This window comes from Hominimerdicola alba (assembly GCF_900109655.1).
GTDB lineage: Bacteria > Bacillota > Clostridia > Oscillospirales > Ruminococcaceae > Hominimerdicola > Hominimerdicola alba_B.
In genome coordinates, this window is record NZ_FOAT01000012.1 from 73795 (window position 1) to 98914 (window position 25120).

Here is a 25120-nt window from a genome sequence, read left to right on the forward strand (position 1 = left end):
TCCTGTCTTATACTGTAAAGGGATTTCTGCCTGTTGATTTCTGCTCTTTACGAGCACTACTTTTCACGCTGCTGTATATCGCATCGTCTGATATGCCTGTCTCTTTGCTGTCGATTGCATCTACAACATCACCAAGCCTGTTTACTACCGCATCTAAGCGGTCAGTGATTGCCGTTATATTAACGGAACTGTCAGTTCCGCTTGAATCGGAGCTGTCATACTGTGCAAGCTTGTAAGGTACCACGCTACCCGCAGCCACAGCAGGAACGGAGAACGTCACATTACCCGCGATAGCTTCAAGCCGCTCGATCATGTCTGAGAACGCATCCGTTATCTTATCTGAGAAGTTGTCAAGGAAACCTGTGTACTTGTTGTCCGCGTTTATCGGGATAAGTACGCTAGTGTCCTGCGCTTCATCGGAGATACCCTGTGCGAGGTCTGATACGGCGTTAAGAGCTATGCTCTTGTTCTTGTTGATACCCTCAGCCATGAGTTCCAACATATCAGGCATATAGGTGTGGAAGTTACTCAGAGGACCCTTCTCAGGTTCGGAGAATCCGAGGTAGTCTCTGATATCTCCTGCGAGGGAGCTTACCGAATCCCATACACTGCCTGCCATGTTACGAATACCGTTAGCCATGTTATCACATATATCTGCACCCCATGTCCAAGCGTTGGAAACGAGGTTTGAGAATGTACCTGAAACTGATGACCAGATACCCGATACAGCGTTTGATACTGTGGACTTCATGGAGCTGAATCCGTTTGAAATGCTCGACTTAATGCTGCTGATCTTGCTTGTTACGGTTGAGTATACGTTGCTGAATCCGTTCGATACCGAAGTCTTGATACTCGACATCTTAGAGGAGACCGTGTTCCAAGCGTTGGTGAAGCCCTCGGAGACCTTCTGTTTGATGCTTGATACCTTTTCGACTACCGCATCCTTAGCAGCCGAGAACTTCTCGGAGATCGCAGCCTTTATCTGTGAAGCTGATTCCTTTATTTTGCTTGTAACCGCGTTCCATGCTGTTGAACAAGCCGACTTGATGCCGTTCCAAGCGTTCACGCAGACTGACTTGATGCTCGACCAAGCGTTTGTGAAGAATGACTTGATAGAGCCCCATGCGGCAGAAATGCCGTTTTTCAAGCCTGCTATCAGGAAGCCGCCCATTTCCGCCATGGCTGTTGACGGAGAGTGTATGCCGAATGCAGCCTTGAAGCCGTTTATGAATGGGTCGAAGATGTTTGTAACTATCCATGAGCCGATTGAAGCTAAGCCCTCTGTGATGCCCTCCAGGACACCCGCCCAGATGTTGCCGCCTGCTTCCTTGATCTGCTCGGAGAAGTAGCCTTCAACTGCAAACCATGCAGTCTTAACGCCCTCCCAGAGTGTGAGGAAGAATGAGCCGAGGAGCGATACAGCACCCGCTACAGCTGCGCCTAACAGCTCAAACGCTTTGGTTATCAGCCCGCCCCAGTCAATGCCTGTGAGGATATTGCCAAGAGCCGACCATATGCCACTTCCGAGCTTGCCCCAGTCGAGCGTTTTGATAAGCCCTGTTGCGATATTGAGCGCACCTGAGAGTATGTTGCTTAGCATTGATGCCAGGTCTCCGAGGATTCCTGCGGCGTCAATGTTGTTAATGAACTTTGCTATGTTCTCGCCTATTGCATTGAAGTCAATGCTCTTGATCGTCTCGGAAACGAACTGGAAAGCGCTTCGGATTCCTGTGGAGAGCGTTTCTCCGAGCATACTCCAATTGACGGAATGTATTGCATTGTTCACCGCTCCGCCTATGCCCTTTGCCAGAGCCTTGAAGTTGAACGTGTGAACTACATTGTTCAGGAAACTGAGTGCAGACTGGAACATTGTTCCGATTGTCTTTCCGAGCTTGCCCCAGTTCACGCCATAGACCAGACCGTTAAGTCCGTCCATGAGAGACTTGCCCAGGTTGCCCCAGTTAATACCTGTTACTAGCAGATACAGCGTATTGACAATTGTGTTAACGCCCTGTGCTACCGTATCGCCTATCAGAGCCCAGTTCACATTGTCTACTATCGAGTTGAACGTCCGCGTAAGTCCGTCCGCGAAAGCGGTTATCTTCGGGCCCACGTTATCCCAACTGATAGCAGAATTGATTTTCTGAACTACGCTGTTGAATTTATTTGCTATCGCTTCACCGATTCCCTCAAAATCGCCGTTCTTGAAAGCGTTCTTGATCTTATCGGCTATGCTCTTTATCTTACTGTCTATCGGTACAGTCTCAAACATATCAGCAGGGTTTGTCGCTGTGTCTGAGCTGTTGGAGCTGTCCGATGTCGTTGTGTTGTTCAGCTCATCGAATCCCGCTACCGACTTACTAGCCTTGTCAGCCGCCTTTGACGTGTCTTTTAATGACGCGGCGTAGTCCTTTTGGACTGTGACGGCTTTCTTGAATGACGTTGCACCTGTGAGTGCAGCTACGAGCATACCCACCTTTGTGAATGCGTCAGACAAGAGGTTTATCAGCGTCACCAACACCGGTGAGACCACCGATATTATTGGAGCGAAAGCAGATGCAAAACTGTTTTTCAGCTGTGCAAGTGCGGTCATCATAGCAGACATTGAAGCATTAAGCTCGGGTGAAACCTGTGCAAGGTTCTTGATACCGTCTATCGCTCCTGAGAATAGGGCTGATATAAACCTACGCTTAAGCATAGACTTGATACGAGTACCGAACGAGGTAAACACCTTTGTGAGCTTCTTCACAGCCTGCATGGAGCCGTTTGAGGACTTGCCGAAAGTTCTCATTTTGCTAGTTGCCGCCGCTATGCTCTTGCCCAGGAGCTTGAACGTTGTAACACCAACTCTCGCCATGCCCTTAAGTGTAGCCATTAACAGGCGTGTTCTTCCGTTGGCTTTTGATACCTTGCTTTCGTACTCAGTTACACGCTGTTCAAGCTGTTGTATCTGGTTCGCCGCTTCCTGGTATGCTGTTGTGTCTGTACCGCTTACCGTAGCAGTACCCGCCGTTTCCATAGCCGCCTTTGATGCTTCAAACCTCTGCAACTGAGCTTGCGCCGCCGCTATCGCGGATTCGGTATTTCTCCATTCCTCAGAGGTCTGATCTGTACCCTCTGCAAGCATTTTCTGCTTTGCCGCTAAGAGGTCGTTCAGCTTTGTTCTAGCGGCTTCGATACCCTGCACAAGGGTGTTGTATTCCTCGGAGTTTATCCGAGCATTACCGAGCGTTTCAAGCCGTTCTCGGAGGTACTGTATCTGACGCTGTGTGTTGGCTACCTTGAACTCAAAACTATCAACAGCACTTTCACTACCGCCCATAGCCTTTTTCGCCGCAGGAGCCAAGCCGTCAATCTTGCTTTCAAGAGTTCTGATACTGCTACCGATAGACTTGTACGTGCTGTCAAAAGCCTTTGTCTCAGTCTCAGCACCCTTTATTTCCTGCTTGACCGTCTGCCAAGCCTTTTTATTTTCATCAGCAAGCTTTCTTGTGCTTGACCTTGCCGCTTCGGTCTCAGCTTTAGCCTTTGCAATAGCGGCAGTCTCAGCCGCTTTCGCTTTCTCGGTCTCAGCCTTGACCCTGATAACAGCCGTCTGCATACGCTGTAACTGTTCTTGTAGGTCAGCACATCGGGTTATCAGCATTCGGAGATCATCAGATTCACGTCCGCTGAATATCGTACCGCCCTTGCTTCTGACAGCTGTGCCGTACAGCTTTTCTATTTCTGCATCGAGTTTGTTCAGCCCATTCTCAGCCGCCCGAGCCTGGGTCTCGAACTTCGATATTTCTTTAGCGCCACCGTCTCCTGCTTTCGCGTAGGACTGTGATACATCTTGCATCTTGCCCTCGAGACCATCGAGCATCTTCTGGATAGCACTTATACTAGCTTCAAACTTCTTTTCAGGAATAGCATCTGCCCATTTAGATATCCAGTTCTGAATATCCTCTGAGCTTGTCTGGAAAGATGTTACACTCTCGGAGAGTGCCTTGTCAATCAGTGGTGCACCCTCTTGTACAGCTTGTACACCCTGATTCATAGCACCTTGAAGTGTGTCGCCCAGCTTCTGAAACTCGTTCATAGATGAATCGATGGCATTCTTCATTCGGTCTGAGCCTGCTTCAAAGCCCTGAGTGTCAAGGTCTGTGCTGACAACTACCGAACCGTCAGAATATCCACTATCCGCCATGATTACACCTCATTTCTTATCTAAGCATATTTTTCAATCTTTCCTTAGCAGCCTTTTCTTCTTCGGAGAGTTTAGGCTTGATCTCGCACAGCTCTCGGTTCGCGTTCCAGAACTCCTTCTCGGTCTTATCGAGAGGGGTTTTGCGGTTCTTTTTCTTCTGCCTGAGCCGCAGTACAGAGCCGAACACACCGTCTGTTGATATCTCCATGAAGTAGCCCATGAACGTCCACCAGTGAAGGTATTCAACCGACCTTGTCTCGAATCCCGCTATCTTGTTGATAGCAGGAAACAAGATACTCTCGTCCTGCTCCCAGTCCATTGTGCGTGCGCTCCCGGGCTTTTTCTTACCCTCTGGCATACCGCAGTCAATGAACTCCAAAGCCGCCTTAAAAGCCGCTTCATAGTCGCTCTCTGGCATTTCGTCAAATCCCTCATAGAGGATATGCAGACAGACATATATCTTCTCTGCGTTATCAATATTCGGGTCATTGAAAGCAACGATGATTTTCAGGATATCCGCGAAGTGCGTCCTGATATCCCATTCCTCACCATTGACGACTAAGCTTCTCGGAAGCTCACCTATCATAGCTTATCAAGCCTTTCTGTGCTTACCGGGTGCTGACTTGTAGCCCTTAGTATAACCGCTTATACGCTTCTCAACGCCCTTAACGCTTCTCTGGAACTGTGCAGCTATGAACTTGCCTACGCTGTCAAGCGCATTCTCACAGTAGAACATGCCGCTGTCAAGGGGAGAGAACGGGTGCATACTGCCGAAGAAAGCTTCGGAAAGATTACCGTTGAACAGATAGTCGCACAGCTCATACAGCTTGCTTTCGCATTCCTTTAAGGTCTGCATCTCAATGTCTGAATCTGCTGTACCATCTGCATTGATGTTGATGTTTTCGAGAGGTTTGAAAACATCGGGCACTTTCTCGATGATCTCATTGTATCTGTCGATTATGCCTATATCCGTAGGTCTGAAATAGAACTTGCCTATCTCAGTACCGAGTGTATTAGTTATAGGAATAGCCCTCATACCATCGTCTACTGTGATATTGAGAGCTGCTGCATTTGTGTTTATTTCATTGGTTTTGGTGATAGCGTTCATAATAACTAGCCTCCGTTATAATTATCAATTATTAGTTACTATTGGTTACTATTGGTTACTATTGGTTACTGTCTGGCTTGCTCCCTCCGGCTTAGTTGCCAGAGGTGGGAGTAAATGTGCCTGTTGAGGGGTTGAAAGAACCGGACACTCTGTTACCGAGATTGTATACGCTGAAAGGTATCTGAACACCGGAAGTGTCACCACCGATAGACTTAGGTATCAGAGCAACGTCCTCACGATATGCCCATACAACAGTACCTGTTGTGTCATACAGTACATCGATCTTGGTAGTCTTGCAAGCCGCGCCTGTCTTTCTCTCGTTAGCGATCTCTGCAAGCTTTTCCCACAGAGCACTACCCTCAGTAGCATAGTAAGGATCCACATCGGACTGTACCTCATAGCCCTTATGGTCTATGGACTGTTCGCCCTTGATGTTCTTCTTGATCTCTACATCGGGGTTAAGTTCCTCGTTGTACTCTTCCAGATCGTCACCCAGTCTGGTATAGGCGGGTGTCTCGCCGTTAAATGTTTCGTCAACGTAGTGCGCAAGGTATTTACGCTCTATCTTATCTGCCATTGATTACCACTCCTTTTCACTTTACACGATAACGTGATCTGCGAATGCTGTATTGTTATCAATCAGTACAGCACCGTCAAGTGCATATACTGTATTGATAGGCGTGAAGGTCTTGGTGCTGACATCGAATATACCTTTCACGCGATTACCTCTGCTGTAAATACCGAATGGTATCTGTATGCCTGAGGTATCGCCGCCCACGGAACTAGGTATTACCGTAACGTCCTCACGGTACGCCCACACCGTTGACATATCTTCCCTGAGAAGCACATCAATCTTTGTGGTGTTACAAGCATCACCTTTAATTCTGCGGTTCGCTATGGTTGAGAGGTTGACAAAGAGCAGGCTGCCGTATTCCGCATAGTATGGGTCTACGTCTCCCTCAGTGTCATACCCGCTGTGTCTGATGTTCTGTTCACCAAGTATGTTGGTCTCGAACTCTACGTCAGCATTGAGCTCGTCTGAATACTCTTCGAGATCATCACCGAGCCATACATACTGCTTAGCTCCGAAACCTTCATCTATATAGTGCGCAAGGTATTTGCGCTCGATTTTGTTATACATGGGCTATACCTCGCTTTATAACTGTTATTACTGGTTAGTGTCGTACTCATATTTGTACCGCACAAGGATTGATACAAGCCAGTCCTCAACGCCGTCCTGATATGCAGCGTTGCAGTGTGCGGGAGTACTGCGTGCTATGTTTGTGATTATTCGTCCCTCGTCAAGCTCTGGGTAGTCGTGCAGCTGTACTACGGAACCGCTGACCACAATAGGCTGTTTTTCAAGCCACTTGCCGAGAGTATCAAGGAACTCCTTGACTGCGAGCTTCTGTGTCTCACTTTTCACAGCAGCCCTGTATATGACATTGAAAGGGTACGCGCCTTGTATGCTCACATGACCTGTTATACTCTCTTTCCTTGAAAGTATCGCAGCTCCGCTTGTCGGGAAGAAGCCGAGCCCTGACTTATCCTCTAGGGTCGAGAACTTTATCTTTTTACCATTCAGTGCAGGAAATTCATTAATCAGCTCCATGAGCGCAGTACTGATTATCTCCGAGCCCTGAACGTCTATTGGTCTTTGTGCCATTATGCACCACCCTTTATTATTCTGTCACATTCCGCCACCCATGCAGGGAGGTCTTTGTCTTTTGCGGGTTGAAACCACTCTGCCTGAGCCGTAGGCTGTGAATAGTTCAGCCGCCTTTCCGTAGGTACGAGAGTTGCACCTTTGCGGAAACGTAAGCCGATCTCTACGCCGTTACGGTCGTGTATCAGCGCCGGGCCTTTGCCTGTCACCGAATCGACCATTACCCGACCGCCGTACTGATATCTACCATACGGACCCGGGAACACAACTTTACGTCCGCCATCGTCAACGTAGGAGCGTTGCTGCAGGCTTCCGGTAAGCAGTGGCATAAACACCTTACTGCTCACGAGAACCGCTTCACCGAGCCGCTGTTGAGCTCTGGCGAACCTTTCAGGATATGCGGACAGATCAACATTGATATCGACCTGCACCATACCTTTGACGAACGCCGCCTTACCTGAGATAGTCCAGTTAGGCATTTACCTCACTCCTATCTCAAAATGCGGTATGAGCTCGTAGTAAACAGCTGTAACTATCTGGTGCACACCATCTCGTGTGCTGTTGATATCATCATAGAATCCAGTCTCATAATCATCATCGTATATAGGCTCTGTGCTTTCGTACTCACCTATCAGAATGAAGTCCGTCTGAGGTTGGAATGTTATGACGGATTCCACACCGTCTGCGAGAGCTTCATACGCTTTCGGGCTTACATACGGCAGTACTGAATTGTCTGCCGCTATGATCTTGCTTGCATTGGTCTGTATCAGCACCGTGCCCATGTCGGAGTTAGTATTGCCGCTCTGGGCTGTGGCTGTTGCTCCGTCTGATATTCCAACGGCATCTACCCCATGCAGTACGTGTGGATAGTAATAACCATCCTTGAAGTTGAATACCGTGATAGTATCTCCGAACATATCAGTCCACCCCCGCATACAGCAGATTAACGCCGTTGGCATCGGGCACATTGGCAAGGTAGGTCTCCACGATGTATCGTGTGTAGCTGTCCTGCGCCGCTGTGTTGCTTGCAGCCGCTGAATAGATCGAAGCTGTGCCGCCTGTTGCATATGATACCGATTCTTTGCCGCTGCTTATCGAAGCTATTGCCCCGGTCACTTTGCCGTCAGAATTGGTACTTGCTGCTCCCGCTCTGCGCTGTGTATCGATGTAGCAGAGGGCATCGGCAACAGCACACACAGCTTTCTTTACTCTGATAGCATCTGCTTCCACCTCTGGGAAAGCCGTTTCAAGCCTGCGGAATGTGATAGTATCAACATAGTCCGAAGCTCGGTCAAGCCACTTGTTAGCGTTAGCAGCTGTCAGTGCATCACCGAGATATGTGTCGGTGTAAAAGCTATAATCTGCGTACATTACCTTTGCCCTCCTTCATCACTTTTTCTTGGACTTGTCCTCAACTGCTTCTGCAGCAGTATCAGGTGCTGTGGTCTCGGCAGGAGCTGCGGTCTTAGCAGCCTTGCCGGGCTTGTACACCTCATACATGGGGCTCTCGCTATAAAGCCCCTCTACATACTTATTCGCGGGTTTGAGGATAGTACCTGTTCTCTTGTTAATGAAAAGCATCGTTAGCCCTCCTTATTCTGTTGATGTTATAGGTGCCTGCATCGTGAGATATACTGTGCGGGTAGGTGGCGTTGCAGGCGGTTCATACTCAACGTATACATCGGGCTGTTTCAGCCATTCTGCTATAACGAACTCGTTGGTCGATTCAACGACCGCGCCTGTTAAGAGGTTAAGAAATGTCATGGTACCCGCTCCTTATCTTAGTTACCTTCGTTAGGCTGTGTGAAGTCTGCGCCGAAGATCAGGTCAGGGGTTACTGCCTTAGTACCGTAGTGGTAGAACAGCTCAACGCCGACAGCTTCGGAGAGAGGTATCTTCTCAGCTACGTACTGCTCCATCATAACAGGCTGTGCAACTGCGCCCTTTACCATGAGCAGGATATCGCAGCCGACAGGCAGTCTTGTGCTCGAGTTGGTCTCTACGCCATGCCATACGTAGAACTCTTCGACACCTGTGTCCACGTTGCTTCTCTCGCACTTGTCGAGGTGGTTTCTGATCTTGCCGTAGTACTCGGTAGAGAGAACAAGGCTCATCATATCACGAGGTACACCGTCAACGAAAGAGTTGTGTGTATTCTCGCATTCCTGGATGATCTTTTCGAGGATATCAGCCACATCAGTGATACCGTATACGTTGACTGCGGTAGCGTTGGTGTTAGCTTCTGCGAAGAAAGCACGGTCAAGTGCTGTTGCTACTGTCAGAACGTGGTTGTTAGCACGTCTGTTCAGTACATCGTCAACGCTGTACAGTCTAACGTCCTTAGCTTCCAGTTCCTCAACGATCTCCTTGTCCTGGTCGATTGCAACAGTAACGGGCTTAGCCTTAACTGCTGCACCCTTGCCTGCGGTTCTTGCGGAACCATAGTTTGCAGAGGTAGCGTTGGTGAAACGTCTGCACTCTACGGTACCTGATACAGGGTCACCGCTCAGCTCCTGATTCTTGAGCTTGTAGCTCAGAGTGTTCTTCTGAATGTTCTCGATGACAACGCCGCTCAGCTCTGCGAGATAGTCGTTAGCTGCAGGAGAGCTGCCGTCAATGAGAATGTTAAGAGATGCGATCTTTGCCATAAATCATTACTTCCTTTCGGTTGGTCTTACCAAACCTTAGGAATGTCCTTCTTTGTGTCGCCCTGCGGTTTCTGCTGTCCGAGAGGGGCAACGAAAGAGGGTGCATCACCTTCAAGTTTGGTCTGTTTGTCGGCTTTTGCCTTTTCGTCCGCTGTCTGATACAGTGTCGTGTCCTTAGCCTTAGCCGCCTTCATGAAGTCATCGAAGCCAAAGAAAGAGTTATCTTTCCATGTCAGGCCGCTGTCAGCCGCCATGAGCTCCGAAGTGAGTGCTGCTCTTGCGTAAGGGGAGGTAACACCGTACTCGTCAAGCTTCTTGGTTATCCAGTCTTTCTGATCGCGAGCAGTTATCTGAGCGTTGAAGTTTTTCTCCGCATCATCTGCCTGCTGCTTGTACTTCTGGATTTCCGCCTGCATAGATTCGGGTGTAAGATCACCGAACTTGTTCAGGGTGTCGTTTGCCGCTGTGAGCTGAGTGTTGAGGTTGTCGCGCTCTGCTGTGATATCGTCCCTGCTCTTAGTCAGGTCTGCTATCTGCTGCTGTAAAGGCGTGATATCCTTGCCATGCAGTGCAAAAACGCTCTTAACCTGTTCATCTGTCAGTCCCAGTGCTGTTAATTCTTCCGTTTTCATACGAAATAACCTCCTTGAATATCATTAGGCTTTTAAGGACGTTGCCATGTCCGATATTTGCTAGGCTTAGGCTCCTAGCCGCCAATAGTAGACCGAAGAGGAATCGAACCTCTAACCTCTGACTTATAAGGTCAGTGCTCTAACCGATTGAGCTATCAGTCCATGTGCTCACGTGCTCTGAGGGGCTCTGTATGCCCTTGCAGATTACGTGAGTGTAATTTCACTACCCTAGCCGCTAACGTGCTGTGGCGTGGCTCTGCGTGCGCATGAGCCGTGTGTATTTAGCATTCTCTAATCTATCATATTGCTTCTTCAAGTTATTGGCCTTGCAGAAGTCGTTATATGCTTTCATGTGCTTCCGCAGCAGGCTTACTGCTCTGTCGTAGTCTGCTTGATACTTCTCTCGCTCAGATGCAGGGCAGTTCCTTAGTGCTGTATCTCTGCCCACAACGTTCTCCTTGTCGCGCCTGATCTTGCGCTCCATAGCTCGCTGCTTCTGCGAGAGATCGTAGGCCTTCTGGTTCTCTTCGGTGTCGAACTTCTCATAAGGGTTGCGCCCGAGAATACCGGGCCCGAAGCTGTGCCGGCAGTTCCACCCGCACAAGCCCTCGCCTGTACCATATCCGCACACATCGAAGTTCGGCAGTTCCTTTGTCTTGCCAGTCCTGCTGTACTGCTTGGCCTGCCACCAGAAGTGGTTACCGGGGTTATGTCCTCCGTCACCGTATCGGGCACCCATGTGTCCTGAGACCTGGATAACATCATGCTCGTTGTCGATCATGCCCTGCAGTGATATGTTGCCGCACGCTTGCGCTGTGCCTGTTCTCACCGCTCTGAGCGTTGCTACCTCGATAGTGTCTTTGTGGTAAACGTACTGACCACTGGGAGCATCACCGTAGGTGATCGTAAGCTGTGTTTTACACAGTTCATCGACTGCCTGCCTTACTGCTTCCTGATAGGACGTAGCACCTGTTACAACTTTCATGTGCGCTTCATCGAGAAGTCTGATAAACCGCTGCTGCGAGCTGTGTGCTGTTGTCCTGGTCAAGTTGTGGAATGTACCATAGGTGCGCTGCATTGTGTCCTGCATGATCTGCACCATTCGGGGGAGCTTGTTGATAGGTAAGGTCTTTGTGCCTTGCGCTTCATAGATAGCTCTGTCTGCATCCCAAGCTGTAATACCTGCATCCTCGAAGATAGCTGCTATCTCTCGGTCTGCTTTACCGGTCCACTTAGCAAGCTTGCTCTTAACTGCTTCATAGTGTGCATTAGCTTCTTTCAGCACTTCTAACTGCCAGATATCAGACTGTGACAGCTTGAAAGGATCCTCGTGCTTTAGCCGTGCCATTAACCGGGAGACTATGTCTTTCAAGATGAAAGTATTGAGGTCGTCAATCAATGGCTGCATAGGCTCGATAAGAGCATCTATTTCCTCAGGAGTTAGCACTAATCATCACCCTCTGCGGAGAGCTGCTGTTGGAACAGCTGTACTTCTGCATCAGCTATCTGCGCTTCTGCTATCATAGCCTTTGCTTCTTCCTCGGTCATCTTCTCGAACTTCATCAGGTACACCCACTTAGGCACCCACCCCTGCATAGCGTACATACGCCAGTTCGCTTTATCCTCCTCGTAGGAGTATGTGATATCACCAAAAGCAAACTGCAGCTCGTATTCACCGAGTGGTGCAAGGTTCATGAGAGTTGCTATCTTATCAGCACCCTCAATAGCCTGTTCAAGTGCAGCCTGCAGAGCATCACGGTCGTCCTTAATGGTCTGTATGGTGTCTCGGTCGTCACTCTCTATCTGAGTAGCGGTTACCATACCACGCTGACCGTCAAGAACGAATACGCCCTCAGAGAATCCACACTTAACGCCTGCCATTGAAAGGTTAAAGTTGATATCCTGCAAGCGGGATTCGGTAAGCAGTGTAGCTGTATGCTCTTTGATGCTGCTGTTGCTTGCATCGTCCAAACCGATACCGAGCTGCTGCACAAATCTCGGTAACTTGAAGTTCCTGTTATCGGCAGAACGTTTAATGCTCTGACCGATGAACGTCATGTGCTTGCTGTCCTCGATCTCGGTGTCCTTGCGGGAGATAGCCACATCAATGGCTCTAAGCTCGGTCAGAGCGTTGGCAAATATCGACACACCGAGAGGTGAGGTATCATCGATATTGTTTGAGCCCGGTACACGGTAGTAAGCGAAAAGGGGCTTAGTCAGTCCGCGTATGTAAGTGTCGGGCTGCAGGTGTGCCCAAGCTCTGACCTCAGTTAGAGGAACAGGTGTGCCGAGTGTTGTGTTACCGCTGATATCTGTACCGTTCCTGAATGCCTTGTTGGTCACCTGATACAGCGATTCACCGTCAACATCGACAAACCTGTGATATTCAAGGCGTGTATAGGTGTTGCTACCCTCTACTGCCTGAACTGCGAATATCGCGCCTGTTATCTCGCGGTTACCGTTTACTTCGGTTACTCCGAAGCTACCCGGAAGAACGAAGTCCCAGCTCGTGCCGTTCCAACGTATCATCATACCGCCGAGCCTGTCTGCTTCGCACATCTTCTCGGGTAGTCTCTTTATCAGATCATCGGTTATGTTCTGCAGGAAGTCAGCTCTCGCAGAGCCGCCGCTCACGCTGATACCGATGTCGAGTGTGGTAAGCTTCGCCCTGGTATCAGCTATGAACTTAGCCATGTTGACGGTCTTTATACCATCCTCACGGTCTACCCACGGAGCTTTACCCTTCGAGATGTTATCCCAATTGTTAAGCGCGTTCTGCATCTGCGAAGATGATATAAGCTTAACACCGAACTCACGTCCTATATCCGCATTGGTTGCACCGAACAAGTTGCCTAACCTCCCAAGCAGGCGTGTAAAAATACTCATATCATCACCGCCCTATATATCAAACATTAATTCGTCTCGTAGTATCGTATAACAGAAGTACCTCAGTTCGTCCATAGCGTGGTCGTTCTCTTTGATGACCGTGTCCACACTTGCATCTTCTTTCCAAGAATAGCTGTCGAACTCCTTGATAGTGGACTTGCAGCTGTTGTGGAAGTGCAGCACACCTGCATTGAGATACTTCGTAACTGTCTGTATGCCGTTGAGTACATCGTTGATTGCTTTTCTTACATCGTACTCGCCATACTTCAAGATCGTTTCAACCATAGCCGCAGCCGAAGGGTCAATAACGATACACTCTATCGGGTAATCACCGATGAGGTCTTTCAGCATCTTGTAATACCGCTCGTTGTCAACTCTCTTTGCAGAACCGCCGCGGTAATACAGCTCCTTGATCTTCGTAGCTGTCTTATGCGTTGGGTCGTAGTCGTAAAGACCCGCTGCAAATGGATTGACTGTACCATAGTCCACAGCAACGAAGTATCGGTGCCGTGCATTGAACGTTGGTACAGTATCGATAAGATGCTTTTCTCTGTCGAACATCGGGTACACAAGACCCTCAGCTCTTACCCAGAGACCGAGAATGTAACGGCGGTAGAACACGCCTGTGTACATCTTCTCGTATCGTTCTTTGATTTCAGGGGACAGGCTGAGATTGTCATCCATCGTGAAATGGAGATACAGAGCGTTCTTCTTCATTCTCTGCTGGATCCACTCCAAGTAGAACCAGTGAGAGGGGTTCTCGGGGTTACAGTTGAACCAGAACTTAGAGCCCTCTACCGAACAACGCGCCATAGCCTGCTCAACAAATGACCTGGGCATCAGAGCGACTTCGTCAAAGAACACGCCTGCAAGTGTCATACCCTGTATCAGAGAGTAACTGCTTTCGTCCTTACCGCCGAAGAGGTAGTAAGTGTTGGTCTTGCCTGCCGCTGAAACGATTATCAGGTTCTCAGACCTACGCTCGGTTATCGTGTAGATACCCTCTAGCCATTGGCTGAGGTGCGAGATAACGTTACGTCTGAGAGCTTCTATTGTCTTTCCGCATATAGCGAAAAACTGATTGTTATATCTTGTCATCGACCAGTTAATGAAGCCGATTGACATTGACAGTGTCTTGCCTGATCTGATAGAGCCGTCACAGATTATCGCATCATAGTTCCTCAGATTCGGGCGATTCCACCAAGTCAACGTCAGATTCTGACGTTTCCCGAATTTCCGGAATATCATCCAATTCAACCTCCTGTGAGCTGCTCTCCTCGATCATCTTGAACAAGTTGTTTTCCTTGTCCTCGCCCTTAGCTGCACCAAGTTCTCCGATCGAATCAAGGTACAGCGCTATTGCCTGTGTGTTACCTGTCTGCGCGGTCTTTACGAGCGCATCAGCTATCTGGAACTTCTGTGTCAGTTCCTCATCAGGTACGCCTAAGTTCTTCAAGCGCTTACGTATTCGTGCATCTTTGATAGGCAAGCCTGAGTATAGCAGCAGCAGGTCTGCCATAGCTTGGCGCTTCTTGCGTGCTTCATGTGAAGCCTTGCCGCCTGCTGACTGTATAGCACGAGCTTCCTCAACAGGGATTTCGTTGAAGAGCCTTAGGTTCTTGTTCTGTGGTCTGTACTTCTTCTCTTTTTCGTCAGCCATGCTATACACCTCCTTGCTTTAGCGTTATGCTGATACTGGGGGCTTGCTGCCGTGTGTCTGAAAAACGACTATTCCCGCAGTCGGTAGGAATGAGCCCTCGATTAAGGCTTGACCGCCGTAGCTTCTCATCGTGTCCGAGCTTGAATAGCCGTTTATCGTTGTTAGTTCTGTCGGTGTATCACTTGTTGTTGGTTCCGAGTACACCGCGCTGTGCTCTGTCAGTTACACGCTTGTTCATCCACATGAGCGCTTCTTCGATGTGGGTGAGAGCACAAGCATTTTCACGGCAGGCGAACTCGCCGCTCTGGAAACCTTTGAGCCTGTCGCGGACGATCTCCAACAGATCAGTGTCCAGTACACCCGGGATGCTGTTAGGGTCTTTCCTCGGTCCGTTCTGGAAGCTGATATCCTGACTGGGGTACATATTGCCCTGCTCATCACAGCCAGTAGGCGAGATGCGGTACTCATGACTTGCGTTGCCTGCACCGGGCTCGTCTACTGCGTATACCTCGTTGAGGTTGTTTTCTGTCTGAATGCGTATCAGCTTTCTGTTTTCCATCGTTAGCCCTCCGCTAGTCGTTGTTTTGAACACCCTGCTCAGAATCGAACTGAGCCGCACATGATGTGCTGCTGTCCTGCTAGGTGATATGCACCCGCTGCCGCTGCTGAATACAGCGGGTGCAAGAAGGTAGAAAGGAGAATTAAATGCCAGAACAGCAGTAAATGGTCAAACCTGCTGCCCGAGCCCCATGAGAATGAAACACAAGTCGTAGTACAATGGCGGCATTGTCCGGCAACATCAAGCCGGAGGCATACTCGATGCGCCTACCGCCTGTTGTATCTACTTGCGTATATTATACACCAGATGTTGTGTTTTGTCAAGGGGTAAAACACAACATCTTGTGGTTAAAGACAAAATAGCCAAAAATAGCCACAAGATGTTGTGTGTTTTGTATTAATTATCCTTGCTTTGCAGCCCTCAGACGTACCCTCAGGGCGTTGAGAAGTCCTTCCTGTGTTAAGTCTTTCGCGTGGAGAGCCGTTATAACATCCTCGTCAGCTCCGCCCTTGACGATCAGGTGATGCACGATAACCGGGTGTGTCTGCCCCTGCCTGTGCAGTCTCTTGTTCGTCTGTTGATACAGCTCCAAGCTCCATGTCAAACCAAACCAGATGATGTGATGTCCTCCGCGCTGCAGGTTCAGACCATAGCCGCATGATGCAGGCTGCACGAGCATCAGATCTATCTTGCCATCGTTCCAGTCCTGCTTCTGCTGCTCTCCCTCATACACAGCTACGCGCTTACCTGTTTTCGAGAGCGCCTGCATGAGCCTGTCCTTGTCGTGCTTGAAGTTATAGCAGATTATCGCGTGTTCGTCTCCGAGCTGCTCAACGGTCTCCAAGAGCGCATCAAGCTTGCAGGACTGCAGTTCTATCACCTTGCCGTCCTCGTCATACACTGCGCCGTTGCACAGCTGCAGGAGCTTGTTGGTCAGCACCGCAGCAGTACCCGCCGTGATCGTGCTTTCGTCAACCTCGATGAGCATATCATGCTCTAGCTTCTTGTATGCTGCTGCAGCAGGCTTGTCAAGCATAACAGGTATGTCGTTGTACATCAGCTCCGGCAAGGACAGATAATCGGCTGACCTCATGGATATGCAGATATCAGATATCCGCTTGTAGATCTCTTTGTCTGCTCCGTCCCTCAGAGCATAGCTGTAGATTATCTGACCATTCCGCTTGTCGGGTGTGAAGTACGCATCACGGTAAGCGGTTATTGTTCTGCCGAGCCTTTGCCCTCCGTCCAGTAAGTACACCTGAGCCCATAAGTCCATGAGGGACTTCGGAGAGGGCGTACCGGTCAGGAGCACCATGCGATTGATACGGCTGCGGACTAGCTTCAATGCCTTGAACCGCTTAGCCTGATGATTCTTGAAGCTTGATGATTCGTCAAGAACCACCATGTCAAACGGCCACTTGTGTTTATAATACTCAACGAGCCATTGGGTGTTCTCGCGGTTTATCAGGTAGATGTCCGCGGGAGTATTGAGTGCAGCTATGCGCTCAGCCTGAGTGCCCATGACGAAGGAAAAGCGAAGTTCAGAAAACTCTAACCACTGTGCTCCTTCTGTGTGCCATGTGGATTCAGCTACTTTCTTCGGTGCTATGATTAAAGTCTTGACAATTTGCAAATAATGATACTTCAACCGCTTTACTGCATCGAGTGTTATAGCAGTCTTGCCGAGACCCATTTCGAGGAACAAACCAATGTTCGGTGTATCGATTATCCTGTCTCTGCAATACGCCTGGTAGTTATGCGGTACAAAGTGCTTAGGACTTCCCATGTTCACCACACACCTCTCTCACAAACTCCATCGCCTGCTCCATGCCAATGACCACACGCACATCAACACCCAAGTGTCTTAGCTTCTTATGGATATACTTCTGACGTGGCGACACGATACCGCCCTCACGTTTCAATTCAACAAATATGATCCTGCCATGCGGCAGAATACAAATCCTGTCTGGCACTCCACTAACTGACGGACTTACGAACTTGAAGAAAATCCCGCCATGCAGTTTCAGCTTCTGCCGCATTTTGTTCTCGATTTCTGATTCAACAATATTCACCTTGAAAAATACCTCCAAAATTCTATCAAAAACACGGTTACAAAAAATTTGCTATATATTCCCCTATATATGCGTATATGGCGTATATGCACCCATAACATATATATTTTAACTCTATTATATATTTTTTTGTAACTTTGTAACCTGTATATAGAAAACCGCGTATTATAGGGATTTTTTGCGGTTACAAACTCGGTTACAAATGTATATTTTCGTTTGTAACTTTGTAACCGAAATTTGCTGCGGTTACACTTGTTTGTAACCAAGTTTGTAACCATGGTTTATAACACTATTTTGCTCTCTGTGCGTGGGTCGCATCACCGCTCCGCTTTGGTTAGCGCATTCCGCTTGTGGCACCTCTGCAAGCCATACGGTCCGCACTTCATCGGCTCAGTTGTGTTGCTCCACTCATCACACACCTTGAAAACTGCATTGATCTCTCTAACGTCCGCCTGCTTCATGTACTTGGGGTCAGCATTGAAGCACTCCACCCAGATCTCCATAGCTGATACCCTGTCACGCTCAACAAGCTTGATATCTCCGTCACCGTCCTGTGCGGACGTACCGCGCGAGCCCCACCACATACGGCGCTGATCTAACGTGTACTTCTGCCAGTTCTCAGGGACAAGCCTGCTGATAAACTCTCTTATAATGCCCTCTTTGCCTGATTCCTCTTTATGCTCTGCCTGCTTATCACGCGCAAGCTGTTCAAGTGCTTCATTTAAGAAAAGCGGCTCGCCTGTTATCCAGTATGCACGAGCTTCTGCCCACACCTGTGATATGATATGGTCGTTGAGGTCTGTGAAAGGACTTAACTTCTTGCGCTCCCTGCAGCAGTCAACAGGCCAGAACCTACGCTCGCCTGTGGGGTCTCTCAAAAATTCATCATCGTTGGTCGAACCAAAGAACACACATTTACGCTGACGTTCTTCCGCATTACGAGCATATGCCGCACGGAAGATATCAGAGTTAAGGGAAAGGAACTGCTTGATACGTGCACTCTCTGACTTCCTGAAAGCACCGAGCTCTGATATCTCTACAAGCCATACACCCTGCAGGAGCTCTGCTGCATCCTTGCCCTCGAAAGAGCATATACTGTCATTGAACCACCCGCGAGCCATACGGCGCAAGAGCGTTGACTTACCTAAGCCCTGCGAGCCTACGAGGATAAGCATATTATCAAACTTCACTCCGGGTGTCATAGCACGAGCAACACCCGCTACGAACATCTTGCGTGTAACTGCCCTGGTGTACTCTGTGTCCTCAGCTCCGAGGTAGTCAATGAAAAGAGTGTCTAACCTCTTTACGCCGTCCCACTGCAGACCGTTCAAGAAGTCCTGCACTTCGTTGAAACTGTGCTGTGCCATGTACAAGCTCAGTGCACTATCTATATTGCCGCGCCCTGCCTGGTTGTATCGTGCTTCCATGAACCAGTACAAGCCGTTGGTGTCTGCATCTGTCCACATACGTCTGCCTGTGCTGCTGTCCCACGGCAGGGCTCCGAAGATCTCTTTTCTCTCTGCGAAAGCATTGTATGCGAACTTGTCTTTTATCAGAGGGTCATTGTTCAGCACTATCAGATAGTTGTTGATAGTGTTTTTCAGAATATCACTGTTGACCTTATACTCAAGCTCATCACGCCAGTCAGCAGTCAGATCGTCATCGGTAGGAGCTATCTGCTGTGTCACCATGCCCGCTGTCGGTGCAGGAGCTGTCACACTTGCCGCCGCGCTTGCTGTGCTCAGACCGTTGAAGTCCAGAGCCGCTGCCTGCTGTCTCTCCCTGTTGAGAGTAGCCCTGCAGCCCTTGTCCTGCTCTGCGAACTCGCACATCTTATTGAACGAGGGCATTTTAGTGATAGGTGTATCAGGGCTCTTGTCCTCGTCCAGATCTCCGAACTTATGCAGGCGTACCATATCGAAAGCGTTTACAAGCTTCTCACTGCATGGGTCTGTCGCATGATGTGAGAAAAGGAACTTACCGTCATAGACTATCGCACCGCCTGTGGTAGAACCGCCCAGATAAGTATATCTGTCGGGCATATTATCAACAGGCTCATATATGCCAGGAAGAAAAGCAGCCATAGCCTGCTCAATAGAGTATGTACGGCAGAACGCTCCAACGGTACCTGTCTTTTCGAGCGGGTCTCCCTGCTTGACTGCAAGAGCCTTGTGAGACACAGCACCGGGCACCTGCGGCCATGAGCTGACGTTGTGCCAGTCTGCATATGTACCGAGCACCATGTCAGCGGAGATAAAGGGTGCATCTTTGGTCTTGTAATAGTACTCTGTATCAGAGCACTTTGACGGCCAGTACATCAGACGTGATACATCGAACGTGGTCTTATCAGCGCACTCAATGCCTATCTGCTGCGCTATACGCCTTGCAATAGGCTCGTATTCATCGGGTGATACAGTTCTGTCAAGCGGAAGGATAACACGTAAGCGGGGCTTGGCTGCTGTGTGCTTTCGTGTGCTGTAAATGCAGTAACTGCAGTTCAGAGCATCGGTCTTAGCTGCTATCATGTCTGTACCCCACCCGGGGATATTATCGAAGTCAAGTGTTATGATATCTCTGCCGAGCACGTTAGCAGCCTTACGGCGCGTGCCGTTCAGAGTGCCGCCCACGAAGCCGCCTATGTCCTTCAAATCGTCCTGCTGTGTCTTGGGCATACTCATGTACTCTGCATGGGTCTCCGTGCCTACAATTGGCTGTGTGAGCCTTGCATACAATGCTGAGACTGTCGTATTCTCCTGCCGCCACATCTTACTGTTACGGCTGTTACCTACCGATATAACTATCTGCCTATCCGGCATAATGACTACACTCCTTTATGTTAAGCCCTCACCGGAGCGAGGGCATTATATTCTTAATATCCTGCGCTGTCGTCCTTTAACCGCTCAGCTAACCGCTCTAACTTCTCAGTGCGGTACATTGACACTTTGGGGCGATTACCGAACATGATCTTTAACTGCTGCATCATGATATCAACGTCCGCCATTTCCTCAGATATATGGTTGATATCACCTTTATCTCTCAGATGCTTGCTCAGTTCCTTGATGAGCTCGGACAGTTCTTCCATAGCAACGATGATCTGAGCATCGGTGCCGTTCTTCTTTATTGTGTCGAGAAGTATCTTTGTGTCCCACTTATCCGTCTCAATGAGTGTCTGTCTGTGAAAGAGCGGGCTCTCGTACTTCTCGAACCTCGACATATCTACTTTCTTTTCCATGTTACCAGTCTACCTCCAATACCGCATCGGGGAATGCTTCACACCGTGCTATCAGTTCTTTGAGAATGCCCGCTATCTCTGCGGTCGTCATAAATGCTCCGTTGATAAAGTCGAAGTAACTGTACTTCGCAGAATGCTCTGTCAGCTCCTGCAGAGCCGTCCGGAAGATAGGCAGCATATACTTGACTGACCTGCACGCCCACCGGGACGGATACTCACCACAGAGCTCTTTCAGCATCTTGCCGGCATTACCGTCAACGTGCATATACTTATGACCGTTGTACTCGTGGAGCGTGCCCTCTGTACCGTTTGCCGCCCACGTCCAGAAACCTATACTGTATATCATGGTTCTGTGTCCTCCCGCTTGGTGTGCTCTATCCTTCGCTTTTCTCCGTAGCGGGTATTAAGTACCACCTGACAGCTGCACCGCGGGCAGTCCGTGCACTCGTAGTACTGTGAGCTGAGGTTCATCACGCTAACCGGGACAAGGTACACATCTTCTTTGGTGGGCTTTATCCGCTCACCGCATACTCCGCATCGTATCATCGTTTTTCCTCCTGGTTTAATAACTGACCCGCAAACTCGCCGAAATACATCTGCTCAGCTTTGTGTCTCACACTTGTCGCTTCTTCGAGAGTTGCAAATGTGCCTAGATGATGTCTGAAACCGTTAGCTCTTATCTGGGCGACGTATTTACCCCTTGCGTTCTTGTATACTCCTAACACACCAGTTTTGTTGCGCGGCGATTTGTGCCTGTTACAGCTATTCTGCTGATATGTACAGATTCTGAGGTTGCATCTTCTGTTATCTTTCTTGTCACCGGATATGTGGTCTACGCACAGCCCCTGCGGGCAGTTCATGAGAAAAGCGTGTAGCCGTTTTCCAGTTTTCACATTGACCACGTAGCCTGTGCTATCAATACTCCAATACAGGTCTTTGATTGCATCAATATCTCGGGTGTCAATGATAAAGCTTTCGGAGTTAGACGTGAACACCCTCGTGCACTCGCCTAAAACCTCGAATCTGTTTGTTTTCCCTATCAGCTTAGACAGGTACACATTTCGCATACATCCACATGATTTTGTTCTACCATTCACGAGGTGCGTAGCCCGAATGCTTTTGACCTTGCCACATTTGCATCGGCACACCCACCTTGCGTAAGGTGTTCCACCGGGTGTCCTGTATGGTGTATCCTTGCGTAACACTGTCAGGTCTCCGAATTCACGCCCGGTTAAGTCGAGTTTTGGGAGCGCCAATATTTTATCACCTCTCTGTACATTCTTCGTTCAAAAACCGCTGTATGCAAGTTTTACAGTCTGTCGTGTAATCTTCTGTTGGTATGCACTTAGGCATTTCAGCGCCTACAAGCTTTATCGGGCATACATCAATGCCCTTTTCACGCATGGTTATCATCAGATCGTAGGCGTTACGCCGCTCTATGTATCTCTCACGATTTCGCATTGTCGTTATCCTCCTCATGTTCCTGCTTTGCCCACTCAGCTATACCCTCTGCGCAGTCGCAGTAATCACAGTGCCGCAGTTCACGATGTACGCACACGGAACACGATACATCTAAGAGTTTACCGAGCTCCTCAGGAGGGAGAGTTGCAAGCCATTCCTGATTAGTCATGTCCTGCACCCCCTATTGTCTGCTTGTAGGTGCACACAGCGTACATAGCGAGCTCCCAGATATCTCTAAGACCTATTATCGAATCATCGGTAAGCACCGCCCAGTCCCTGCCGAATGTTGTAGCGTTGCCCCGCTGCACTTCCTCGTACCGCCATGTGTCGTAGTCCTTGCCGTCCTCTACGGCAGTAACTGCATTCTCAAAACAGTGTTCCAGTCTACTCATTGTTATTACCTCCGAACATCTTTCTCAGCTCAGCTTTTCTTTCAGCTTTTCTTTTCCGTCTTTCGGCTTCTGTCTCTACGTTCACTATTATGTTTCCTATACCGCATAATGTGGGTAGCACGATCCACATAACTCTGTCAGTGCGGCATCGGTTCAAGCATATGCAAGTAATCAGAAGCCCGACACCAATAATCAGCTGTATGATACCAGAGACAAAACTACACATATTTGTTATGCGCATCGTATACCTCCTACCGCTCCATTGTGATCGGTGTGCCTACGGTTCCAACGCTTCCGTTACTGTCGGTAGGCTTGAAGAACTCTCCGGGCATAGGGAACATATATCTGAACATCAGATAGTTGGCAGCATCTACAAGGTGCTCCGTGTTGTGGTCTTTCTTGAAAGCATCTATACACAGCTCAGCTGTGGCGAGTGCATCAACTCTACCAGATGCAAAGTTATCCCGAGCAGGACCGTACTTGTAGTGTGATACCTCTATCCGAGCCTTGCGCTCCTTGTCGAACTGCTCACTGTAGCTATATTTTAAAACGTTGTCCATCGTTCATACTCCTTTTCTCAATCAGTTCCTCAGCTTCCTTGTTCTGAGGTATTCCCAGTACATCATTACAGAGCCAACAGTGCGGGTCGAAGTCTGACACCCACCTGCAGCCGCAGAGCCTGCACTTGAAGCATGGGCGTTTACCTTTCTGCTTCTGGGGCTTGTCCTTTTTCTTCTTACCCATGCCGTGCTCTCCTGTTCCAGACGTTCACGACCGCCTTTTCAGTTTTATATTCCTTGTGGGTGCCTGCTCCACACGAACAAGCTATACGATAGTAGCGCATTGTTACCTCTCCGCGCCAGTCTTTCAAGCACCGCTTCTTTATTGTGACCTCACGTCCGCAGAAAGGACACGGCAGAAGTTCGTTATTTACTGTTGCTTTATTCATGGCTATCACTCCAATGCTTGCACCTGTCGGTCGTTACATCGAATGTGATAACGCATATCCTGCCCTTGCGTATGTTCGACCGCCGACTGCATATCGGTGTGTAGCCGAGCTGACTGCGCAGATATGAGCAGTGTTTACAGTTAGCACATACCGCTGTGGTTGGTTTCTTCATTCTCATTACCTCCGAAAAGCCTATGTTCGAGTGTGCCAAGAACGATCGCGTTAACGAACACCCTCAGCGCACGGTCTGCATTATCGTACTGCCCCATGAACTCAGCTTCATTCGCTATACTGTGAAGCACTTCCAGAGCCACTTCATGGAAACGTTCTTTGCCAACAGCTTCAACAGTCGGCTGTTCGGCTATGTCTGCTATCGTACTGCACACGTTCTCGGTATCCCTGCACCGCTCTTGGTTAGGACAAGTGCTGCACATATACTCTTTCAGGGCTCTTGCATCTATCAGCCGCATCAGTTGTCACCGTCCTCTCCGCCGTTGAGTATTCTTTTTATCCAACATTCGACATTGTCATAGGCATCTTGGAGCGCATCTTGTGCAACTCTCGAATTACAGTAGTGCTGAGCATCGTTAACAGCATCGCTGTACGCCTGGTCAACTTTTTCTATTAGCTTTTCGAGAGCTTCTGTGGCTTCTTTCTTAGCCTGTGCGTACCCCTGTGTGTAGCCCTGTCTGAAAGCCTGCTCTACTTCATCATTAATGTGTATTGTAGCCTGCATATCTCACTCCCCCTTGAAGTCCGCGCTCATTCCTATCAGCGGGATAAGGTAAAACCACAGAATACCTATCCTGTTGAAGTGTATAGCTGCTATTGTTACGCCTGCTGCTATCATCACGTGTACTATGCCGTTGGCTACGATATGCAGCTGTGCTGCCGTTGAATGCTTATTACTGTTCATCGTCTGCGATCTCCCTTATCTTCCGTGTAGTCATTATGCCGTATGATGTTCTGTATGCTTCAAGCCCCTTAGAGTAAAGGAGCTGTGCTGCCTGTTCATGTGCTGTGTCGAACTCGTACTGTGTCTTGAAGAACTTGCAGCCCTCACACTGCTTAGTCCGGAGGGCTGTGCATTCATCTCCACAGTCGAAGCAGCATACAGTGCTTCGGTTACCGAGTAAGCACCCTATCAGAGCGCCGTTCATGCCTGCTCCTCCCGCTTAGGCTTCTGGGGTATTGTTATTCCGAGCACCGTGAAATTGGTATCGAGGTAAGCGCATACTATGTACGATTCGCGGAACTTAAAGTAACCGTATCTCAGGTGCTTAACGCCCTTGAAGTAACCGAGGAACTTACTGTTTATCCAGATCTCCGTACCACTCTCGGGAGCACGCATCTTAACGAGCTGTGTGCCGCGGTTCGTCTGGAAGATATCATTTGTAAGCTCTATGCACATAGAGTTCTTAGCTTCATTGAACATCTGCACGAGGTTCGGCATAGCACGCCTGTCAGGGTGATTGATGTCGAGAACGAACAGTCTGTCAGGTACGCTTAACGCTGACTGACCCGTTGGGTCTGCGATATACACGTAACCGTATGTCGTATCTTTCTGAATGCGCATAGCTTCACCTTTCTTGATGCAAGCTTTCATTACTTCCTGCTGTATGGTCAGCATATAGTTGTAAAAATCCATGTAAGTTCCTCCGTTCCT

37 protein-coding genes, 1 tRNA gene and 1 pseudogene are annotated in these 25120 nt (G+C 49.0%); all 39 read right to left on the bottom strand.

All coding sequences use genetic code 11. The features are described 5' to 3' along the window. Positions 1–7: 7 nt before the first annotated feature. Complete coding sequence (locus BMY75_RS12680) at positions 8–4189, bottom strand: hypothetical protein (RefSeq protein ID WP_074834296.1); 4182 nt, start codon at positions 4187–4189, stop codon at positions 8–10. Between the two features lie 16 nt (positions 4190–4205). Then, the gene (locus BMY75_RS12685) at positions 4206–4775 is read right to left on the bottom strand and encodes a Gp15 family bacteriophage protein (RefSeq protein WP_074834299.1); all 570 of its coding nucleotides are present in this window, start codon (positions 4773–4775) and stop codon (positions 4206–4208) included. Positions 4776–4781: 6 nt separating this feature from the next. Continuing rightward, positions 4782–5297: a hypothetical protein gene (locus BMY75_RS12690; protein WP_074834301.1), complete on the bottom strand. Its 516-nt coding sequence runs from the start codon at positions 5295–5297 to the stop codon at positions 4782–4784. Between the two features lie 91 nt (positions 5298–5388). Further along, a complete protein-coding gene (locus BMY75_RS12695; protein ID WP_074834304.1) occupies positions 5389–5874 on the bottom strand; it encodes a hypothetical protein in 486 nt (161 codons plus the stop codon). Between the two features lie 21 nt (positions 5875–5895). Further along, positions 5896–6438 carry a hypothetical protein gene (locus tag BMY75_RS12700; protein WP_074834307.1) on the bottom strand — a complete coding sequence of 181 codons (543 nt, stop codon included), beginning with the start codon at positions 6436–6438 and terminating at the stop codon, positions 5896–5898. 27 nt (positions 6439–6465) lie between these two features. After that, positions 6466–6963 (bottom strand): hypothetical protein, encoded by a 498-nt coding sequence (locus tag BMY75_RS12705; protein ID WP_074834310.1) that lies wholly within the window; start codon positions 6961–6963, stop codon positions 6466–6468. Then, on the bottom strand, positions 6963–7442 hold the full coding sequence (locus tag BMY75_RS12710) for a minor capsid protein (protein ID WP_074834312.1): 480 nt from the start codon (positions 7440–7442) through the stop codon (positions 6963–6965). The genes BMY75_RS12705 and BMY75_RS12710 overlap by 1 nt, the downstream gene beginning before the upstream one ends. Beyond that, the gene (locus BMY75_RS12715) at positions 7443–7880 is read right to left on the bottom strand and encodes a hypothetical protein (RefSeq protein ID WP_074834315.1); all 438 of its coding nucleotides are present in this window, start codon (positions 7878–7880) and stop codon (positions 7443–7445) included. It abuts the gene before it with no gap. A gap of 1 nt (position 7881) precedes the next feature. Then, positions 7882–8334: a head-tail connector protein gene (locus tag BMY75_RS12720; RefSeq protein ID WP_074834318.1), complete on the bottom strand. Its 453-nt coding sequence runs from the start codon at positions 8332–8334 to the stop codon at positions 7882–7884. Positions 8335–8352: 18 nt separating this feature from the next. Next, complete coding sequence (locus tag BMY75_RS12725) at positions 8353–8544, bottom strand: hypothetical protein (protein ID WP_074834320.1); 192 nt, start codon at positions 8542–8544, stop codon at positions 8353–8355. A 12-nt stretch (positions 8545–8556) separates the two neighbouring features. Then, positions 8557–8727, bottom strand: a complete 171-nt coding sequence (locus tag BMY75_RS18020) for a hypothetical protein (RefSeq protein ID WP_170844297.1) — start codon at positions 8725–8727, stop codon at positions 8557–8559. A gap of 17 nt (positions 8728–8744) precedes the next feature. Further along, positions 8745–9611 (bottom strand): hypothetical protein, encoded by an 867-nt coding sequence (locus BMY75_RS12730; RefSeq protein ID WP_074834324.1) that lies wholly within the window; start codon positions 9609–9611, stop codon positions 8745–8747. Positions 9612–9637: 26 nt separating this feature from the next. Then, positions 9638–10243, bottom strand: a complete 606-nt coding sequence (locus BMY75_RS12735; protein ID WP_074834325.1) for a phage scaffolding protein — start codon at positions 10241–10243, stop codon at positions 9638–9640. An 88-nt stretch (positions 10244–10331) separates the two neighbouring features. Next, positions 10332–10405, bottom strand: a tRNA-Ile gene (locus tag BMY75_RS12740). Positions 10406–10478: 73 nt separating this feature from the next. Next, positions 10479–11690: a phage minor capsid protein gene (locus tag BMY75_RS12745; protein WP_074834327.1), complete on the bottom strand. Its 1212-nt coding sequence runs from the start codon at positions 11688–11690 to the stop codon at positions 10479–10481. Next, a complete protein-coding gene (locus tag BMY75_RS12750; RefSeq protein WP_139199818.1) occupies positions 11690–13129 on the bottom strand; it encodes a phage portal protein in 1440 nt (479 codons plus the stop codon). Before BMY75_RS12750 ends, BMY75_RS12745 begins: the two co-directional genes overlap by 1 nt. 12 nt (positions 13130–13141) lie before the next feature. Then, on the bottom strand, positions 13142–14377 hold the full coding sequence (locus tag BMY75_RS12755) for a PBSX family phage terminase large subunit (protein ID WP_074834332.1): 1236 nt from the start codon (positions 14375–14377) through the stop codon (positions 13142–13144). After that, on the bottom strand, positions 14301–14789 hold the full coding sequence (locus tag BMY75_RS12760) for a hypothetical protein (protein WP_074834335.1): 489 nt from the start codon (positions 14787–14789) through the stop codon (positions 14301–14303). The genes BMY75_RS12755 and BMY75_RS12760 overlap by 77 nt, the downstream gene beginning before the upstream one ends. Before the next feature lie 178 nt (positions 14790–14967). Further along, positions 14968–15348: an Acb2/Tad1 domain-containing protein gene (locus tag BMY75_RS12765; RefSeq protein WP_074834338.1), complete on the bottom strand. Its 381-nt coding sequence runs from the start codon at positions 15346–15348 to the stop codon at positions 14968–14970. 400 nt (positions 15349–15748) lie between these two features. Beyond that, positions 15749–17134 carry a DEAD/DEAH box helicase gene (locus tag BMY75_RS12770; RefSeq protein ID WP_074834341.1) on the bottom strand — a complete coding sequence of 462 codons (1386 nt, stop codon included), beginning with the start codon at positions 17132–17134 and terminating at the stop codon, positions 15749–15751. Further along, positions 17121–17420 carry a PDDEXK family nuclease gene (locus BMY75_RS12775; protein ID WP_242940237.1) on the bottom strand — a complete coding sequence of 100 codons (300 nt, stop codon included), beginning with the start codon at positions 17418–17420 and terminating at the stop codon, positions 17121–17123. The genes BMY75_RS12770 and BMY75_RS12775 overlap by 14 nt, the downstream gene beginning before the upstream one ends. A 317-nt stretch (positions 17421–17737) precedes the next feature. After that, on the bottom strand, positions 17738–20236 hold the full coding sequence (locus BMY75_RS12780; protein ID WP_074834343.1) for a virulence-associated E family protein: 2499 nt from the start codon (positions 20234–20236) through the stop codon (positions 17738–17740). A 53-nt stretch (positions 20237–20289) separates the two neighbouring features. Beyond that, entirely contained in the window at positions 20290–20652 is a 363-nt protein-coding gene (locus BMY75_RS12785; protein ID WP_081350548.1) for a nucleoside triphosphate pyrophosphohydrolase family protein, read from the bottom strand. Position 20653: 1 nt separating this feature from the next. Next, complete coding sequence (locus tag BMY75_RS12790) at positions 20654–20998, bottom strand: hypothetical protein (protein WP_074834345.1); 345 nt, start codon at positions 20996–20998, stop codon at positions 20654–20656. Then, positions 20995–21198 (bottom strand): hypothetical protein, encoded by a 204-nt coding sequence (locus BMY75_RS12795; RefSeq protein WP_074834347.1) that lies wholly within the window; start codon positions 21196–21198, stop codon positions 20995–20997. Before BMY75_RS12795 ends, BMY75_RS12790 begins: the two co-directional genes overlap by 4 nt. Then, positions 21195–21377 carry an AP2/ERF family transcription factor gene (locus tag BMY75_RS18495; protein ID WP_242940238.1) on the bottom strand — a complete coding sequence of 61 codons (183 nt, stop codon included), beginning with the start codon at positions 21375–21377 and terminating at the stop codon, positions 21195–21197. The genes BMY75_RS12795 and BMY75_RS18495 overlap by 4 nt, the downstream gene beginning before the upstream one ends. Positions 21378–21425: 48 nt before the next feature. After that, positions 21426–21719, bottom strand: a pseudogene (locus BMY75_RS18825) (HNH endonuclease); the annotation flags it as partial. A 196-nt stretch (positions 21720–21915) separates the two neighbouring features. After that, a complete protein-coding gene (locus BMY75_RS12805) occupies positions 21916–22113 on the bottom strand; it encodes a hypothetical protein (protein WP_074834353.1) in 198 nt (65 codons plus the stop codon). Next, complete coding sequence (locus tag BMY75_RS12810; protein ID WP_074834356.1) at positions 22100–22282, bottom strand: hypothetical protein; 183 nt, start codon at positions 22280–22282, stop codon at positions 22100–22102. The genes BMY75_RS12805 and BMY75_RS12810 overlap by 14 nt, the downstream gene beginning before the upstream one ends. Further along, positions 22275–22505: a hypothetical protein gene (locus tag BMY75_RS12815; protein WP_074834359.1), complete on the bottom strand. Its 231-nt coding sequence runs from the start codon at positions 22503–22505 to the stop codon at positions 22275–22277. Before BMY75_RS12815 ends, BMY75_RS12810 begins: the two co-directional genes overlap by 8 nt. Positions 22506–22756: 251 nt before the next feature. Then, positions 22757–23065: a hypothetical protein gene (locus tag BMY75_RS12825; protein ID WP_074834365.1), complete on the bottom strand. Its 309-nt coding sequence runs from the start codon at positions 23063–23065 to the stop codon at positions 22757–22759. Then, positions 23043–23249: a hypothetical protein gene (locus tag BMY75_RS12830; protein WP_074834368.1), complete on the bottom strand. Its 207-nt coding sequence runs from the start codon at positions 23247–23249 to the stop codon at positions 23043–23045. The genes BMY75_RS12825 and BMY75_RS12830 overlap by 23 nt, the downstream gene beginning before the upstream one ends. Then, the gene (locus tag BMY75_RS12835) at positions 23242–23454 is read right to left on the bottom strand and encodes a Lar family restriction alleviation protein (RefSeq protein WP_074834371.1); all 213 of its coding nucleotides are present in this window, start codon (positions 23452–23454) and stop codon (positions 23242–23244) included. Before BMY75_RS12835 ends, BMY75_RS12830 begins: the two co-directional genes overlap by 8 nt. Next, positions 23447–23626: a hypothetical protein gene (locus tag BMY75_RS17710; protein ID WP_139199822.1), complete on the bottom strand. Its 180-nt coding sequence runs from the start codon at positions 23624–23626 to the stop codon at positions 23447–23449. Before BMY75_RS17710 ends, BMY75_RS12835 begins: the two co-directional genes overlap by 8 nt. Then, positions 23595–23924, bottom strand: coding sequence for a hypothetical protein (locus BMY75_RS12840; protein WP_074834374.1), 330 nt, complete (start codon positions 23922–23924; stop codon positions 23595–23597). Before BMY75_RS12840 ends, BMY75_RS17710 begins: the two co-directional genes overlap by 32 nt. Then, positions 23924–24190, bottom strand: coding sequence for a FliH/SctL family protein (locus BMY75_RS12845; RefSeq protein WP_074834376.1), 267 nt, complete (start codon positions 24188–24190; stop codon positions 23924–23926). The genes BMY75_RS12840 and BMY75_RS12845 overlap by 1 nt, the downstream gene beginning before the upstream one ends. Positions 24191–24193: 3 nt before the next feature. After that, complete coding sequence (locus BMY75_RS18025; protein WP_170844299.1) at positions 24194–24370, bottom strand: hypothetical protein; 177 nt, start codon at positions 24368–24370, stop codon at positions 24194–24196. After that, a complete protein-coding gene (locus BMY75_RS12850) occupies positions 24360–24614 on the bottom strand; it encodes a hypothetical protein (protein WP_074834378.1) in 255 nt (84 codons plus the stop codon). The genes BMY75_RS18025 and BMY75_RS12850 overlap by 11 nt, the downstream gene beginning before the upstream one ends. Then, complete coding sequence (locus tag BMY75_RS12855) at positions 24611–25102, bottom strand: hypothetical protein (protein WP_074834380.1); 492 nt, start codon at positions 25100–25102, stop codon at positions 24611–24613. The genes BMY75_RS12850 and BMY75_RS12855 overlap by 4 nt, the downstream gene beginning before the upstream one ends. Positions 25103–25120: the final 18 nt, after the last annotated feature.

Excerpts from the sequence above, each read along its gene's own strand:
- BMY75_RS12830 (WP_074834368.1), bottom strand. The coding sequence starts at position 23,249 with ATGGGTAAGAAGAAAAAGGACAAGCCCCAGAAGCAGAAAGGTAAACGC.
- BMY75_RS12755 (WP_074834332.1), bottom strand. The coding sequence starts at position 14,377 with ATGATATTCCGGAAATTCGGGAAACGTCAGAATCTGACGTTGACTTGG.
- BMY75_RS12720 (WP_074834318.1), bottom strand. The coding sequence starts at position 8,334 with ATGTACGCAGATTATAGCTTTTACACCGACACATATCTCGGTGATGCA.
- BMY75_RS12680 (WP_074834296.1), bottom strand. The coding sequence starts at position 4,189 with ATGGCGGATAGTGGATATTCTGACGGTTCGGTAGTTGTCAGCACAGAC.
- BMY75_RS12690 (WP_074834301.1), bottom strand. The coding sequence starts at position 5,297 with ATGAACGCTATCACCAAAACCAATGAAATAAACACAAATGCAGCAGCT.
- BMY75_RS12705 (WP_074834310.1), bottom strand. The coding sequence starts at position 6,963 with ATGGCACAAAGACCAATAGACGTTCAGGGCTCGGAGATAATCAGTACT.
- BMY75_RS12765 (WP_074834338.1), bottom strand. The coding sequence starts at position 15,348 with ATGGAAAACAGAAAGCTGATACGCATTCAGACAGAAAACAACCTCAAC.
- BMY75_RS12785 (WP_081350548.1), bottom strand. The coding sequence starts at position 20,652 with ATGGAAAAGAAAGTAGATATGTCGAGGTTCGAGAAGTACGAGAGCCCG.
- BMY75_RS12840 (WP_074834374.1), bottom strand. The coding sequence starts at position 23,924 with ATGCGGCTGATAGATGCAAGAGCCCTGAAAGAGTATATGTGCAGCACT.
- BMY75_RS12770 (WP_074834341.1), bottom strand. The coding sequence starts at position 17,134 with ATGGGAAGTCCTAAGCACTTTGTACCGCATAACTACCAGGCGTATTGC.
- BMY75_RS12710 (WP_074834312.1), bottom strand. The coding sequence starts at position 7,442 with ATGCCTAACTGGACTATCTCAGGTAAGGCGGCGTTCGTCAAAGGTATG.
- BMY75_RS12845 (WP_074834376.1), bottom strand. The coding sequence starts at position 24,190 with ATGCAGGCTACAATACACATTAATGATGAAGTAGAGCAGGCTTTCAGA.
- BMY75_RS12780 (WP_074834343.1), bottom strand. The coding sequence starts at position 20,236 with ATGCCGGATAGGCAGATAGTTATATCGGTAGGTAACAGCCGTAACAGT.
- BMY75_RS12685 (WP_074834299.1), bottom strand. The coding sequence starts at position 4,775 with ATGATAGGTGAGCTTCCGAGAAGCTTAGTCGTCAATGGTGAGGAATGG.
- BMY75_RS12805 (WP_074834353.1), bottom strand. The coding sequence starts at position 22,113 with ATGCGAAATCGTGAGAGATACATAGAGCGGCGTAACGCCTACGATCTG.
- BMY75_RS12750 (WP_139199818.1), bottom strand. The coding sequence starts at position 13,129 with ATGAGTATTTTTACACGCCTGCTTGGGAGGTTAGGCAACTTGTTCGGT.
- BMY75_RS12815 (WP_074834359.1), bottom strand. The coding sequence starts at position 22,505 with ATGAGTAGACTGGAACACTGTTTTGAGAATGCAGTTACTGCCGTAGAG.
- BMY75_RS12835 (WP_074834371.1), bottom strand. The coding sequence starts at position 23,454 with ATGAATAAAGCAACAGTAAATAACGAACTTCTGCCGTGTCCTTTCTGC.
- BMY75_RS18025 (WP_170844299.1), bottom strand. The coding sequence starts at position 24,370 with ATGAACAGTAATAAGCATTCAACGGCAGCACAGCTGCATATCGTAGCC.
- BMY75_RS12760 (WP_074834335.1), bottom strand. The coding sequence starts at position 14,789 with ATGGCTGACGAAAAAGAGAAGAAGTACAGACCACAGAACAAGAACCTA.
- BMY75_RS12735 (WP_074834325.1), bottom strand. The coding sequence starts at position 10,243 with ATGAAAACGGAAGAATTAACAGCACTGGGACTGACAGATGAACAGGTT.
- BMY75_RS12790 (WP_074834345.1), bottom strand. The coding sequence starts at position 20,998 with ATGATATACAGTATAGGTTTCTGGACGTGGGCGGCAAACGGTACAGAG.
- BMY75_RS12825 (WP_074834365.1), bottom strand. The coding sequence starts at position 23,065 with ATGGACAACGTTTTAAAATATAGCTACAGTGAGCAGTTCGACAAGGAG.
- BMY75_RS12700 (WP_074834307.1), bottom strand. The coding sequence starts at position 6,438 with ATGTATAACAAAATCGAGCGCAAATACCTTGCGCACTATATAGATGAA.
- BMY75_RS17710 (WP_139199822.1), bottom strand. The coding sequence starts at position 23,626 with ATGAAGAAACCAACCACAGCGGTATGTGCTAACTGTAAACACTGCTCA.
- BMY75_RS12715 (WP_074834315.1), bottom strand. The coding sequence starts at position 7,880 with ATGTTCGGAGATACTATCACGGTATTCAACTTCAAGGATGGTTATTAC.
- BMY75_RS12730 (WP_074834324.1), bottom strand. The coding sequence starts at position 9,611 with ATGGCAAAGATCGCATCTCTTAACATTCTCATTGACGGCAGCTCTCCT.
- BMY75_RS12725 (WP_074834320.1), bottom strand. The coding sequence starts at position 8,544 with ATGCTTTTCATTAACAAGAGAACAGGTACTATCCTCAAACCCGCGAAT.
- BMY75_RS12850 (WP_074834378.1), bottom strand. The coding sequence starts at position 24,614 with ATGAACGGCGCTCTGATAGGGTGCTTACTCGGTAACCGAAGCACTGTA.
- BMY75_RS12810 (WP_074834356.1), bottom strand. The coding sequence starts at position 22,282 with ATGACTAATCAGGAATGGCTTGCAACTCTCCCTCCTGAGGAGCTCGGT.
- BMY75_RS12855 (WP_074834380.1), bottom strand. The coding sequence starts at position 25,102 with ATGGATTTTTACAACTATATGCTGACCATACAGCAGGAAGTAATGAAA.
- BMY75_RS18020 (WP_170844297.1), bottom strand. The coding sequence starts at position 8,727 with ATGACATTTCTTAACCTCTTAACAGGCGCGGTCGTTGAATCGACCAAC.
- BMY75_RS12795 (WP_074834347.1), bottom strand. The coding sequence starts at position 21,198 with ATGATACGATGCGGAGTATGCGGTGAGCGGATAAAGCCCACCAAAGAA.
- BMY75_RS12695 (WP_074834304.1), bottom strand. The coding sequence starts at position 5,874 with ATGGCAGATAAGATAGAGCGTAAATACCTTGCGCACTACGTTGACGAA.